Annotated in this window: 14 protein-coding genes; all 14 read left to right on the top strand. The window is 37.4% G+C overall.

What is annotated here, in order from left to right:
• The first annotated feature begins 23 nt into the window (after positions 1–23).
• Positions 24–761: a vWA domain-containing protein gene (locus tag ABD814_RS10715; protein ID WP_344912991.1), complete on the top strand. Its 738-nt coding sequence runs from the start codon at positions 24–26 to the stop codon at positions 759–761.
• Positions 727–1,659, top strand: coding sequence for a serine/threonine protein kinase (locus ABD814_RS10710; RefSeq protein ID WP_344912989.1), 933 nt, complete (start codon positions 727–729; stop codon positions 1,657–1,659). The genes ABD814_RS10715 and ABD814_RS10710 overlap by 35 nt, the downstream gene beginning before the upstream one ends.
• A 151-nt stretch (positions 1,660–1,810) precedes the next feature.
• Complete coding sequence (tilS, locus tag ABD814_RS10705; RefSeq protein WP_344912987.1) at positions 1,811–3,202, top strand: tRNA lysidine(34) synthetase TilS; 1,392 nt, start codon at positions 1,811–1,813, stop codon at positions 3,200–3,202.
• Between the two features lie 19 nt (positions 3,203–3,221).
• Positions 3,222–3,764, top strand: coding sequence for a hypoxanthine phosphoribosyltransferase (hpt, locus tag ABD814_RS10700; RefSeq protein ID WP_344912985.1), 543 nt, complete (start codon positions 3,222–3,224; stop codon positions 3,762–3,764).
• Positions 3,765–3,917: 153 nt separating this feature from the next.
• A complete protein-coding gene (gene ftsH / locus ABD814_RS10695; RefSeq protein ID WP_344912983.1) occupies positions 3,918–5,909 on the top strand; it encodes an ATP-dependent zinc metalloprotease FtsH in 1,992 nt (663 codons plus the stop codon).
• 222 nt (positions 5,910–6,131) lie between these two features.
• The gene (locus ABD814_RS10690) at positions 6,132–6,899 is read left to right on the top strand and encodes a type III pantothenate kinase (RefSeq protein ID WP_344912981.1); all 768 of its coding nucleotides are present in this window, start codon (positions 6,132–6,134) and stop codon (positions 6,897–6,899) included.
• A 15-nt stretch (positions 6,900–6,914) separates the two neighbouring features.
• Positions 6,915–7,796 (top strand): Hsp33 family molecular chaperone HslO, encoded by an 882-nt coding sequence (gene hslO, locus ABD814_RS10685; RefSeq protein WP_344912979.1) that lies wholly within the window; start codon positions 6,915–6,917, stop codon positions 7,794–7,796.
• Between the two features lie 2 nt (positions 7,797–7,798).
• The gene (locus tag ABD814_RS10680; RefSeq protein ID WP_344912978.1) at positions 7,799–8,692 is read left to right on the top strand and encodes a peptidylprolyl isomerase; all 894 of its coding nucleotides are present in this window, start codon (positions 7,799–7,801) and stop codon (positions 8,690–8,692) included.
• Positions 8,693–8,756: 64 nt separating this feature from the next.
• Positions 8,757–9,680 carry a cysteine synthase A gene (gene cysK / locus ABD814_RS10675; protein ID WP_344912976.1) on the top strand — a complete coding sequence of 308 codons (924 nt, stop codon included), beginning with the start codon at positions 8,757–8,759 and terminating at the stop codon, positions 9,678–9,680.
• A gap of 172 nt (positions 9,681–9,852) precedes the next feature.
• A complete protein-coding gene (folP, locus tag ABD814_RS10670; RefSeq protein ID WP_344913081.1) occupies positions 9,853–10,671 on the top strand; it encodes a dihydropteroate synthase in 819 nt (272 codons plus the stop codon).
• Positions 10,672–11,043, top strand: a complete 372-nt coding sequence (gene folB / locus ABD814_RS10665; RefSeq protein WP_344912975.1) for a dihydroneopterin aldolase — start codon at positions 10,672–10,674, stop codon at positions 11,041–11,043.
• Positions 11,033–11,566, top strand: a complete 534-nt coding sequence (gene folK / locus ABD814_RS10660) for a 2-amino-4-hydroxy-6-hydroxymethyldihydropteridine diphosphokinase (RefSeq protein ID WP_344913079.1) — start codon at positions 11,033–11,035, stop codon at positions 11,564–11,566. The genes folB and folK overlap by 11 nt, the downstream gene beginning before the upstream one ends.
• Entirely contained in the window at positions 11,518–11,730 is a 213-nt protein-coding gene (locus ABD814_RS10655) for a helix-turn-helix domain-containing protein (protein WP_344912974.1), read from the top strand. Before folK ends, ABD814_RS10655 begins: the two co-directional genes overlap by 49 nt.
• 155 nt (positions 11,731–11,885) lie before the next feature.
• Complete coding sequence (gene lysS / locus ABD814_RS10650) at positions 11,886–13,367, top strand: lysine--tRNA ligase (RefSeq protein ID WP_344912973.1); 1,482 nt, start codon at positions 11,886–11,888, stop codon at positions 13,365–13,367.
• Positions 13,368–13,682 lie beyond the last annotated feature (315 nt).

The raw sequence follows: 13,682 nt of genomic DNA, 5'->3' as shown, positions 1-13,682 counted from the left end.
ATGATCACAGGAGGTAAGGAAAAGTGAAGCAAGGTAAACTTAAACAAATTTTACTGATTACAGATGGTTGTTCAAATCAAGGTGAAGACCCAATTTTAGTTGCGAACTACATCCAAGAGCAAGGGATTACAGTCAATGTGATTGGCGTGCTTGACCAAGGACAGACACAATCTGACAGTCTATCAGAAGTAGAAGCAATTGCAACAGCTGGAGGGGGTGTATGTCAGCTTGTTTATCCTCAAGCATTGAGCCAGACTGTTCAGGCCGTTACGAGACAAGCGATGACACAAACACTCCAAGGTGTGGTCAATCAAGAGTTACAACAAATTCTTGGTAAAGATCAAACGATTGAGGAGCTTCCACCCGAACAAAGAGGTGAAGTGATTGAAGTTGTTGAGGAGCTCACAGAGACGAGTGATTTACATTTATTCGTTTTAGTTGATACAAGCGCAAGTATGCAAAAAAAATTAATTACGGTAAAAGAAGCTCTGATTGATTTGTCAATTAGTATGAATTCTAGAGTTGGTGATAACCAATTTGCAATTTATAATTTTCCAGGTAAAAAGAAGTCGACTAGTAAAGTGCTTGATTGGTCTAGCAAGCTAAACAAATTAGAAGCAGTTTTTCCAAAATTAACGAGTGGTGGAATGACACCGACAGGTCCAGCATTAAAAGAGGCGTTATATTCATTTAGTCAAACCGGATTATTAAGGAGCTTGAGAAGAAATGTTGAGCCAGAAGAAGCTGACTTCGGCTTTTAATTTACCAATCGGGAGTCAGATCATAGGTAAATGGGATAGACAACGTTATACGATTACACGGCTGCTAGGGAAGGGTGCGGTTGGTGCAGTTTACTTAGTTAAACGTGATGACGGTCATTTAATTGCTTTAAAAATAAGTGACCAAATTGCATCGATTTCATCTGAAATTAATGTGTTGAAAAAATTAACTAAGGTCCAAGGAACAAGCCCTGGACCTTCTTTGTTTGATGTTGATGACTGGATTAGTCCAACAGGTGAGAATTATCCGTTTTATACAATGGAGTATGTCAAAGGCGAGCGTCTTGATCAATTTATTCAACGTAGAGGCATGGATTGGATTAGCCTTTTATTTGCTCAGCTTTTATCGGAATTAGCTAAACTTCATCAAGCAGGCTTTGTCTTAGGGGATTTGAAATTGGAAAATTTAATTGTAACGAGTGATCCGATTCGGTTACGTTTCATTGATGTTGGTGGTGTTACTTTATTTGGTCGGTCTGTTAAAGAATATACTGAATTCTACGATCGTGGATACTGGCAATGCGGTGATCGAAAAGCTGAACCGAAGTATGACTTATTTTCTTTAGCAATGGTTGCAATCCACTGTGCCTATCCAAAGCAATTTAATAAAACAGACCAACCGAAGCAACAGTTGCTGGCTAAATTAAGACAAGCGAAGTCATTAAATCGCTATCAACTGTTTTTAGAACGAGCGCTCTTGGGTCGCTATAAAGGGTGTTTAGAGATGAAGCGGGATTTAGAAAAACATTATTTAAGCAGGATGAGTAAAAATAAGAAAGTAATCTTACCGAGCAATCACGATCAACAGACAAGCTGGCTTGAAATCTCAATTTTTTCGATCATTAGTCTGATCACATGGCTATTAGCCTATTTAAACTAAATTCAAAATTTCACTGAGTACTAGGTGAAAAGTTATTGGCTATTAAGAATCGATCAAGGCATTGTATCGTAAAGACTTTGCTTTTAATTTATGCTTTTTTTTGATACGATAGTTAGCGTAATAAATTACGCAATTAAAGAAGGTTATCGTCATGTTAACTGAAGAAGTTGATCGTTATATTCAAAGACATCAATTAATCAAACCGAACTCAAAAGTCATGATTGCCGTTTCAGGTGGACCTGATTCGATGGCACTATTACACTACCTCTTGGCTCAACAGGAACGATTTAATTTGGATTTGATTGTCGTTACGATTGAACATGGATTAAGAGGAGCAGAGTCGCTTCGTGATGTTGATTATGTTGAGGACTTTTGCCGACAATATCATGTTAAGTTTGACAGCAAACGAATTGATGTCAAGTCATATAAAAAAAAGCATAAATTAGGCACTCAGGAGGCATCTCGTATTCTCCGATATCAAGCTTTTGATCAATTGATGAGAAAGCATCATGCTAATTATTTGGCATTAGCCCACCATGCTGATGACCAAGTAGAGACGGTTTTCATGCGATTAACAAGAGGAACGCAGCTAGACACATTGCAAGGAATCAAAAATAAACGCCGATTTTCGATAGGCCAACTGATTCGTCCCTTTTTATCAATTACTAAGGAAGCAATCGAAAATTACTGTCAACAACATGGGATTATACCAAGACATGATCAATCAAATGATGAGGATGCGTATACACGGAACTACTTTCGGATCCATGTACTGCCGTTGTTGAAAGTGAAAAATCCAAACCTATCTGAAACAGTTATGCATCTGACAGAAAACATTGCAGCTGATCGGCATTATTTAATGACAGAAGCAAAAAAATTGAGTGAAGAATTACTAAATTACTCAAATCATCCGAAAAAAGTGACCGTTCGAATTAATGCTCTCAAAAAGCGACCTCTTGCTTTACAAAGAAGATTGTTTCATCTAATATTAGAATATCTATATGAAGAATTTCCAGATCATTTAAGCTATCGACATGAAACCCAATTTTTTGATTTAGTCAATAGCGATCGAGCTAATGCATCAATTGATTTACCATTCCGTTTAAAAATGATTAAATCTTATCAATTATTGACCTTTTATTTTGCTGAAAAAGAAACTCTATCCTACCATGTTTCTTTGGCTATTCCTGGACGAACAGTTTTGCCGAATAAAGCTGAAGTGATCACTGAATTTGTCGAACAAGTTGAAGCATCCACAGCCAACGATTCCATTTTTTATTTACCAGTTAAAAATAATCATTATCCAAATCTGGTGATTCGGTCACGCTTACCAGGGGATCGGATCCATTTAGCTCATATTAATGGGAGGAAAAAGGTTAGCCGAATTTTTATCGATAAAAAAGTGCCATTAGAGAAACGGGATCAATGGCCGATCTTAGTTGGTGCAGAAGATGAGATATTGTGGGTGGTCGGATTGGAGAAGAACGACAATCCCGAGCAAAAGATGACTCAATATATTAAAATAACATATCAATTAAGTTGAAAGCTTTAGGAGGGTTCAAATGCATAGTGATATTGAAAGAATACTCGTATCCGAAGAAGAAATTCAAGAAAAATGCCGAGAATTAGGGAAGCAACTTGCAGAAGAATATGAAGGTCGATTTCCACTAGCTATCGGCGTCTTAAAAGGTGCCTTACCTTTTATGTCGGATATTCTCCGTCATATGGATACGTATCTTGAAATGGATTTTATGGATGTTTCAAGTTACGGTGGTGGAACGCGTTCATCTGGAGAGGTTAAAATTGAAAAAGATTTAAATACAAAGGTAGAAGGCCGGGATCTATTGATTATTGAAGATATTATTGATTCAGGTCTGACACTAAGTTATTTAGTCGATCTATTTAAATATCGCAAAGCACGATCAATTAAGGTTGTCACGCTGCTTGATAAACCAGAAGGAAGAACGGCAGATATCAAGGCGGATGTAGTTGGTTTTAAAGTACCAAATGAATTTGTCGTCGGCTATGGTTTAGATTATCAAGAAAAATATCGTAACCTTCCTTACATAGGAGTATTGAAACCACACATTTATAGTGAGGAGTAATTCAGACTTATACGATGTTTAAAAATAATAAAACTAAAAAAACAGCATAAAGACATTATATTATCGAAATAATAAGGGCAATATATTTGTCAGAAATGTTTTTTCTATGGTACGATATACTGTAGTTTTTCTCGTTTTGGGAGGAGGAAAGTAATGAAGCGTTTAACGCGAAATTTAATCTTTTATTTTGTCATTTTCCTTGTCATTATGGCTGCAATGCAGTTAATAACAGGGCAAGTCAATAGAACAAAAGAGTTTAAATTTAATGAATTTATCGAAGTATTAAGCAATGAAGAAATTGAAAGCATGAAAATGCGCCCGGCAAATGGTGTCATGCGTGTAACAGGTGTCCTTAATGATGAGAATAAAACTGAATTTATCACTAATATTCCGGATAACCCAGATATTGTTGCAAGTATAACTGTTCAAGGTGCTAATCAAGAAGTGCTTGAAGTAATGGAAGAAGAACAACCAAGTCCTTGGGTGAGCTTCTTACTTACACTCGCACCATTTATCATTGTGATCGTGATCTTCGTCTTCTTGATGAATCAATCGCAAGGTGGCGGCAACAAAGTGATGAACTTTGGTAAAAGTAAAGCTAAGATGTATCGTGAAGATAAGAAAAAAGTTAGCTTTGATGATGTTGCTGGTGCCGATGAAGAGAAACAAGAGTTAGTAGAAGTCGTTGATTTCCTGAAAGATCCACGTAAGTTTACAGCTATTGGCGCAAAAATTCCTAAAGGGATGTTATTAGTCGGTCCCCCAGGAACAGGTAAAACATTGTTAGCCCGTGCTGTTGCGGGAGAAGCTGGTGTTCCATTCTTCTCAATTAGTGGTTCTGATTTTGTTGAAATGTTTGTTGGTGTTGGTGCTTCAAGAGTTCGTGATTTATTTGAAAATGCGAAGAAAAATGCACCGTGTATTATTTTTATTGATGAGATTGACGCGGTTGGTCGTCAGCGTGGAGCTGGTGTTGGTGGTGGACACGATGAGCGTGAACAGACATTAAACCAATTACTCGTTGAGATGGATGGTTTTGGTGATAACGAAGGAATTATTATTTTAGCAGCGACGAACAGACCGGATATTTTAGATCCGGCATTACTGAGACCAGGGCGTTTTGATCGACAAATTAGAGTTGATCGTCCAGATCTAAGAGGGCGTGAGGCGATTCTAAAAGTTCACGCACGCAACAAACCGTTAGCTCCAGAAATTGACTTGAAAACAATTGCCATGCGAACACCAGGATTTTCTGGTGCTGATTTAGAAAACTTACTGAATGAAGCGGCTTTAGTTGCAGCTCGAACGGATAAAAAACAGATTGAACTTGTCGATATTGATGAAGCAACAGATCGAGTGATTGCTGGTCCGGCGAAGAAGAGCCGAGTTATTTCAAAGAAAGAGCGTAATATTGTTGCCTATCATGAAAGTGGTCATACGATTATCGGCTTAGTACTTGACGAGGCTGACCTCGTTCACAAAGTAACAATTGTTCCTCGTGGGCAAGCTGGAGGATATGCAGTCATGCTTCCACGAGAAGATCGCTACTTTATGACAAAACCCGAATTACTTGATAAAGTAACCGGATTACTTGGTGGCCGAGTCGCTGAAGAAATCATCTTTGGTGAAGTCAGTACGGGTGCACATAATGACTTCCAACGTGCAACAAGTATTGTTCGAAAAATGGTTACTGAATATGGTATGAGTGACAAGATTGGTCCAGTCCAGTTTAATGGCAGTAGTGACCAAGTATTTCTCGGTCGAGATATGCAGAGTGAAGCGGGCTATAGTGACGCAATTGCATATGAAATTGATCAAGAAATGCAAAGTATGATTAATTTATGTTATGAAAAGGCAAGAGAAATTTTAACTGAGAATAAAGAAAAGTTAGAACTCATTGCTCAGACATTATTAGAAGTTGAGACGTTAAATGAAGCACAAATTAAATCGCTATTTGAAACTGGGAAGTTGCCTGAAGAAGATTTGGCAAAGCAAACTGAACAGGTAAGCGAGTCGATTGACCAAAATTCTGAAGACGTTAAAGTAACGATTCAAGCAAAGGAAATGTCTGATGAAGATCCAGCGATCGCTCAAGAGTTAGACGATAGTCCAGACAACTCTACTGAGGATCACAATAACGATTAAGCAATTCTAAACCAGGTTATTCCCTTATGAAAGGTGTAGCCTGGTTTTTAATTTCTAGTTAGGCTCAGTATAAGGTAAGCATGTTAATAAAAATGTTTGAATCTGCTGATTCGTTGCAGTATGATCAAAATTAAGTAGAGCAATCGCTTTATTTTGTGAATCAATCAAAAAGCAGTAAAATAGAACTAAAGAAAAATTAATTGTCTAAAGAGTGGTGATTGTATGTTATTAGTTCTTGATGTCGGAAATACGAATACAGTACTAGGGCTGTTTGAAAACGATCAATTAGCTTTTAAATGGCGGATCCGAACTGATCGAGAAAAAACTGAGGATGAATATGCTGTCCTCGTCAGCTCATTATTTGAACACCGTGGTGTCAAACTAAATGTTGTGAGTGATATCATTATTTCTTCAGTTGTTCCACCAATTATGTATGCATTAGAAAAAATGGCTAAATATTATTTTAATGTAAAACCGATTGTCGTTGGTGACTATCCGATTGATCGTTATTTAAAGATGACTTATCCAAATCCGAAAGAGTTAGGTGCTGACAGAATTGTTAATGCGGTAGGGGCAATTAAAGAGTATGGACAGCCCTTGATTATCATTGATTTTGGTACAGCAACAACATATTGTTACATCAATGAAGATTCTGCATATGTTGGTGGCGCGATTATACCCGGTATTAAAATATCAGTAGATGCTCTCTATGATCGAGCGGCGAAACTTCCACGTGTCGAAATTGAGAAAACAGATAAAGTGATTGGGACATCAACAATTGAAGCCATTCAATCCGGTGTTTATTATGGTTATGTAGGACAAGTTGATTCAGTGATTCGGCAAATCAAAGCTGAATCTAAACAAAACCCTAAAGTCATTGCAACAGGAGGGTTAGCTGAGCTAATCGGTCAACAGTCTCAAGAAATTGATGTGATTGATATGTCCCTTACGCTAAAAGGACTAGCAGAAATATATCGAAATGTTAAATAAAAAGGAGTTTTAATTTTGAAAGATTATTTATTAAAAGCAACTGCATGTAATGGATCGGTTCGTGCTTATGCGATTCAATCAACTGAATTAGCTGAAGAGGCGAGAAGACGTCAGGATACATGGGCTACAGCAACAGCTGCATTAGGGCGAACGATTACGATTGTAGCAATGATGGGTGCAATGTTAAAAGGTGAAGATAAAATTACGATTAAAATAGAAGGTGACGGGCCTACTGGACCAATTGTGGCTGATGCAAATGCAAAGGGTGAAGCGAGAGCTTATATTACAAATCCACACGTTGACTTTGATCTAAACAAACGAGGTAAATTAGATGTTTCACGTGCTGTTGGAACAAATGGTTACTTGAGCGTTGTAAAGGATTTGGGTCTTAAAGAACACTTCACCGGTCAAATTCCAATTGTTTCCGGAGAGATTAGCGAAGACTTTACTTATTATTTTGCTAGTTCTGAACAAATTCCAACTTCAGTTGGTGCAGGTGTTTTAGTTAACCCTGATCAGTCAGTGTTGGCGGCTGGTGGCTTTATTATCCAAGTCATGCCAGGAACATCAGATGAGACAATTGATTATCTTGAAAAGCGGATTACTTCAATCCCGGCTATATCGGCACTGATAGAGGCGGGCAAAAAACCTGAAGATATCCTGATTGATATTTTTGGTGAAGAAGATGTCAATATTCTAGATAAAGTGCCTGTTGCTTTCGTCTGTACGTGCTCGATTGAGCGGATTAAAAACGCAATCATGAGTTTAGCTGATGAAGAGCTGACAAAGATGATTGAGATTGATGAAGGAGCAGAAGCGACGTGCCACTTCTGTAATGAACAATATGTCATTACAAAAGATGAGTTAATTGAAATTAAACAATCCAAGGAGAAATAAATATGCGCAAAATATGGCTTTGGATCATTCTTATTTTAATTGTTTCGAATATACTAACATTTGTACTGATGCGAAACGGTGAGAAAGAGACAGAACGAACGACACCAGTTGAAGAAATTGATGTTGAACTTCCAATTGCAACGATTGATGATCAAGAAATTTATTATGATGACTGGATTTCATATTTAGAGACACACTACGGTGAGGAAGCTTTAGCTGAGATGATTGATCAACATGTGATAAATAAATTGGCAAAAGAGCATAACTTAGCAATTGATCCTAAATTAATTGATTTAGAGATTTCCTTTTTAGCAACATTAGTCGGGCAACTACGGGAGGATAAAGTTGAAAAGACTGAAGCTGAGTGGCGAAAGACGATCGAAAATCGCTTGCTGGCAGATATGCTTTTTGCAAAAGATGTGATAATCCCAGAGGATGAGTTGCGAGCATACTATGATACGTATCAATCACAATATCAATTTTCCCATCGGGTCGAGCTTTCGCATATCATCGTAAATGACCAGGAAACAGCTGATCGTGTTTATCAAGAGTTGGAAGGTGGAGCTGAATTTAAAGCATTAGCCTATGAATATACAATTGATGATGATTCTAGATCTGCCGGTGGATACTTGGGTTTCTTTACAAGGGAAAGCAGTTTTCTGCCTGCTAATTATTTTGATCAGACAAGAAATATGGCAGAGCATAGTTATAGCGAGCCCTTTTTAGGTAATCAAGGTTATGTCATTCTCTATTTACATCGAGAACTACCCGAAATTCAGTTAGACTTTGATCAATTAAAAGATCATATTCGAATTAAAATTGCAATTGAACAATTGGGCATAACACCATCAATCCAAGATTTTTGGACTGAATTTGATATTGATTGGATTTATTGACAAATAAATCTGTTTGATATATAATTAAACTAATAAGATTACTCGGAATTAGGAGGGTGTTTAAATGAAAGTAGCAAATTCAATAGCTGATTTAATTGGCAACACACCGATTGTAAAGTTGAATCGTTTGACAGGACCGGAAGATGCTGAAGTTTATGCTAAGCTCGAGTACATGAACCCAGGTAGTTCAGTAAAAGATCGTATTGCTTTAGCGATGGTTGAAGCTGCTGAAAAAGCGGGGCACTTAAAAGAAGGTTCAACAATTATTGAACCGACAAGTGGTAACACTGGAATTGGGATTGCGATGGTTGCAGCAGTCAAAGGCTATAAAGCCATTCTAGTTATGCCAGACACGATGAGTCTTGAAAGACGAAATTTATTACGAGCATATGGTGCAGAACTCATCTTAACACCTGGTTCAGGTGGAATGAATGCAGCAATTAAGAAAGCAAAAGATCTAAGTGAAGAGCATGGCTACTTTATGCCACAACAATTTGAGAATGAAGCAAACCCAAATATTCATGAACAGACAACGGGACAAGAGATTGTTGAGCAAATGGGTGACCAACTTGATGCGTTTGTATCAGGTATTGGTACAGGTGGAACGATTACGGGTGCAGGGAAAGTTTTAAAAGAAAAGTATCAAGATATTAAGCTGTATGCGGTTGAACCAACAGATTCAGCAGTTTTATCAGGAAAAGAAGCCGGTCCACATAAGATTCAGGGAATAGGTGCTGGATTTGTTCCTAAAGTATTGGATACAGAACTTTATGATGAAATTTTTACGGTAACAAATGATCAAGCATATGAAACCGCAAGAGCTGCGGCTCGATTAGAGGGATTATTAGGTGGTGTTTCCTCAGGAGCAGCAATCTACGCAGCAACTCAAATTGCAAAATCACTAGGTAAAGGAAAAAAAGTGCTAGCAATTATTCCGAGTAACGGGGAACGGTATTTATCAACACCGCTATATCAATTTGAAGATTAAGCTAAATTAAAGCAATTCTCATTATTTTATGAGAGTTGCTTTTTTTATTGTAAAATAATGTTATGATTAAAGGGTAGACTTTTTTCGTCGAAAATGTGTAAAAAAACTGCTATCTGATGATGAATGGTGGTAGAATGGAATAAAAACAATAGGGGCGATCAATTTGATTCAGATGATTAAAACGAAGCAGGGAAAACTAGATCTCAAAAAGAAAACAGCGATTATGGGGATTTTAAATATAACACCTGATTCATTTTCTGATGGTGGACAATATAATCAAGTTGAGTATGCAGTTGCACAAGCTGAGAAAATGGTTGCAGACGGTGCCGATATTATTGATATCGGAGGTGAGTCTACTCGTCCGGGATACACACCGGTAAGTATAGCAGAGGAGATTGACCGTGTTGTTCCTGTTATTAAGGCGATCAGACAATCTTTATCTGTTCCAATTTCAATTGACACATTTAAGTCTGAAACAGCCAAAGCAGCGATCGAAGCTGGAGCAGATATGATCAATGATATTTGGGGAGCAAAATTTGATCCTAAAATAGCCGAAATTGCTGCGACTTATGATGTGCCAATTATTTTAATGCACAATCGAAAGCAAGCTAATTACAGTCATCTAATTGAAGATATGAAAAATGATTTGCAAGAAAGTATTAAGATTGCTAAAGCATCTGGTGTTAAAGATGACAAGATTATCCTAGATCCAGGCATTGGTTTTGCTAAAACTATGGATGAAAATATCGAGGCCATTCGGCAATTAGCTTCATTTAAAGCAATGGGTTATCCACTATTATTAGGTGTTTCTAGGAAACGTGTGATTGGCCATGTGTTAGACTTGCCAATCGAAGAACGCGATGAGGGTACGGGTGCACTTACGGGTTATGGGATTACTAAAGGGGTCGATGTTGTGCGTGTGCACAATGTTGAACTGAATGCACGAATTGCAAAAATGACAGATGCACTTGTTGGAAAGGGTGTTGACTGAATGGATAAGATTTTTTTAAATCAATTATCGTTTTATGGCTATCACGGTGTACTTAAAGAAGAGAATGAGTTAGGTCAAATATTCCAAGTTGATTTAGAGCTGTTTTTAAATTTGAAGAAGGCTGGTCAGACAGATCAAATGGAAGACTCGATTCACTATGGTGAAGTTTTTAATCAAGTAAAAGAAATTGTTGAAGGTAAGTCATACGCATTAATAGAAGCAGTTGCTGATAAGGTAGCAAAAAAACTTCTAGCTGAATACGATCTTTTAGAGGCGTGTAAAGTAAAGGTCATTAAGCCCAATCCACCGATTGCTGGTCACTACCAATCGGTAGCAGTCGAAATTTACCGGGAGAGAAAAGATTATGAATAAGGTGTACATTGCTCTGGGATCGAATATAGCGCCAAGAGTTGATTATTTAAATCAAGCAATTGAAGCGATTGGACAAGTTGAGCAGATGTCAGTCGTCAAACAGTCTTCTATTTATGAGACTGAACCAGTCGGATATCAAGATCAAGCTAAGTTTCTAAATCAGGTGATCGAAGTTGAGACGACGTATTCACCGATGGAAGTATTGCTAGCTAGTCAATCAATTGAAAATAAATTAGGCCGGAAACGCGAGGTAAGGTGGGGTCCTCGGACAATTGATCTTGACATATTGCTCTATAATCATGAAAATATAATGACGAATCAATTAATTGTGCCCCATCCACGAATGGATAGTAGAGCTTTTGTTTTAGTACCATTAGTTGAATTAAATCCAGAACTGGTTATTCCTACAACTAATCAGACCGTATCTGAACAATTATCTTTAATTGCAAATCATGAAAAAAGAGGTGTTGTTAAGTGGATCAAGAAAGATGGGGTAGACGAATCAGGGCTTATCGAAAATTAAAGGGTTATACACAAATCGAGTTTTCTGATGCCCTAGGTATTTCATTGTCAATTGTCGGAGAGATTGAACGTGGTAAACGTAAACCAACAAAGGAGTTCTTAGAAAGAACTGTTGAAACTTTGGGTATTCCTTTAGTAGAGTTAGAGCCTCCCCAAGAGCGATAATTCTTGCAGTCAAATGGTTAATAAGTAATAATATTAACTTGTTGATCAGAGTGATCTGTAAAGATTAAAGGTAGGTTAGATAACTGAGATATGCTATGATACACTAATGAATAACTACTATATATGAAGACAATCAAGAATCGGAGTGAATTATTATGTCAGAAGAATTAAATGAGCATATGAGGGTTCGTAGAGATAAAATGAGTGACATGCGAGCGAAAGGAATTGACCCTTTTGGGGACAAGTTTGACCGAACTCATATGGCAAGTGAATTAGTTGCAGAATATAATGAGGTTTCTAAAGAGGAATTAGAGGAAAGGTCGGTTAATGCAACGGTTGCGGGCCGAATTATGACTAAGCGTGGGAAAGGAAAAGTAGGCTTCTCACATATTCAGGATTTTAGTGGACAAATCCAAATATACGTCCGTAAAGATGAAATTGGTGAAGATGCATACGAACTCTTTAATACGGCAGACTTAGGTGATATTGTTGGTGTGTCAGGAGAAGTTTTCAAAACGAATGTTGGCGAATTGTCGATAAAAGTTACGTCATTTACTTTCTTAACAAAATCATTAAGACCATTACCTGAAAAATTCCATGGATTAAAGGATGTCGAGCAACGTTATCGTCAACGCTATCTTGATCTAATTACAAATCAAGAGAGTAAAGAGACATTTATTATGCGCAGTAAAATTATTCAATCCATGCGACGCTATTTAGATAACGCAGGATTTTTAGAAGTCGAAACACCAATGATGCATAACATTCCGGGCGGGGCATCTGCTCGTCCATTTATTACACATCACAATACATTAGATATCGAGCTTTATATGCGAATTGCTATCGAACTTCATTTAAAGCGATTAGTTGTTGGTGGAATGGAGCGCGTTTATGAAATTGGTCGGGTCTTTAGAAATGAAGGAGTCTCAACCAGACATAATCCTGAGTTTACAATGATTGAACTTTACCAAGCCTATGCTGACTACGAGGATATTATGAATTTGGTCGAAAATATGGTTGCGCATATCGCTGAAGATGTTACTGGCTCGACAACAGTTCAATACGGTGATGACAAGATTGAATTAAAGCCAAATTGGAAAAGAGTTCATATGGTTGATATCATTAAAGAATACACAGGTGTTGATTTCTGGCCAAAGATGACTGATGATGAAGCTAGAGCTTTAGCAAAAGAGCACAAGATAGAAATAAACAGTATGATGACCTATGGACATATTGTAAATGAATTTTTCGAGCAACGTGTCGAAGAGCAACTCGTTCAACCAACATTTGTCTATGGTCATCCAGTGGAGATTTCACCGCTAGCGAAGAAGAATCAAGAGGATGGTCGATTTACTGATCGTTTTGAATTGTTCATCGTCCGCCGCGAGCATGCGAATGCCTTCTCCGAATTAAATGATCCGATTGATCAACGAGAGCGTTTTGAAGCGCAAGTTAAGGAAAGAGAACAAGGAAATGATGAAGCGCATGAAATGGATGAAGATTTCCTTGAGGCACTTGAATACGGAATGCCTCCAACTGGTGGTTTAGGAATTGGAATTGACCGCCTAGTGATGCTATTAACGAATGCGCCATCGATTCGAGATGTTTTACTGTTTCCTCAAATGAAAAATAAATAATACGATAAGTTCCTATTATAAGATCAGGGCTGTAGTTAGTGAATTAATTATTCATTTCATGGTTATCTTATAATAGGAACTTTTTTATTAAAAAAGGGTTGACGAAGAAATGAGTCCATGTTATATTAATCAAGTCGCCAAAATTGGACAACAAAACAAGTGAAAGTTTTTGAAAAAAGATGTTGACATTTGAATGGCGTTCGTTATATAATATAAAAGCTGTCGCAAAGAGGACGGCAACAATTGATCTTTGAAAACTGAATCCAAACAACCAAAGAAGTTAAGAAAAGAAGTAAACAGAAGCTAGTGCTTCAA

Origin of the sequence: Amphibacillus indicireducens (assembly GCF_039539605.1) — a bacterium.
Taxonomy (GTDB): domain Bacteria; phylum Bacillota; class Bacilli; order Bacillales; family Amphibacillaceae; genus Amphibacillus; species Amphibacillus indicireducens.
Note: the sequence above shows the minus strand (reverse complement) of the source record. Positions and strands in the feature narration are given on the sequence as shown.

Bases quoted from the DNA above. Each gene is read 5' to 3' on its own strand.
- cysK (WP_344912976.1), top strand. From the start codon at position 8,757: ATGAAAGTAGCAAATTCAATAGCTGATTTAATTGGCAACACACCGATT.
- ABD814_RS10680 (WP_344912978.1), top strand. From the start codon at position 7,799: ATGCGCAAAATATGGCTTTGGATCATTCTTATTTTAATTGTTTCGAAT.
- ABD814_RS10710 (WP_344912989.1), top strand. From the start codon at position 727: ATGTTGAGCCAGAAGAAGCTGACTTCGGCTTTTAATTTACCAATCGGG.
- folB (WP_344912975.1), top strand. From the start codon at position 10,672: ATGGATAAGATTTTTTTAAATCAATTATCGTTTTATGGCTATCACGGT.
- hpt (WP_344912985.1), top strand. From the start codon at position 3,222: ATGCATAGTGATATTGAAAGAATACTCGTATCCGAAGAAGAAATTCAA.
- ftsH (WP_344912983.1), top strand. From the start codon at position 3,918: ATGAAGCGTTTAACGCGAAATTTAATCTTTTATTTTGTCATTTTCCTT.
- folP (WP_344913081.1), top strand. From the start codon at position 9,853: ATGATTAAAACGAAGCAGGGAAAACTAGATCTCAAAAAGAAAACAGCG.
- lysS (WP_344912973.1), top strand. From the start codon at position 11,886: ATGTCAGAAGAATTAAATGAGCATATGAGGGTTCGTAGAGATAAAATG.
- ABD814_RS10690 (WP_344912981.1), top strand. From the start codon at position 6,132: ATGTTATTAGTTCTTGATGTCGGAAATACGAATACAGTACTAGGGCTG.
- tilS (WP_344912987.1), top strand. From the start codon at position 1,811: ATGTTAACTGAAGAAGTTGATCGTTATATTCAAAGACATCAATTAATC.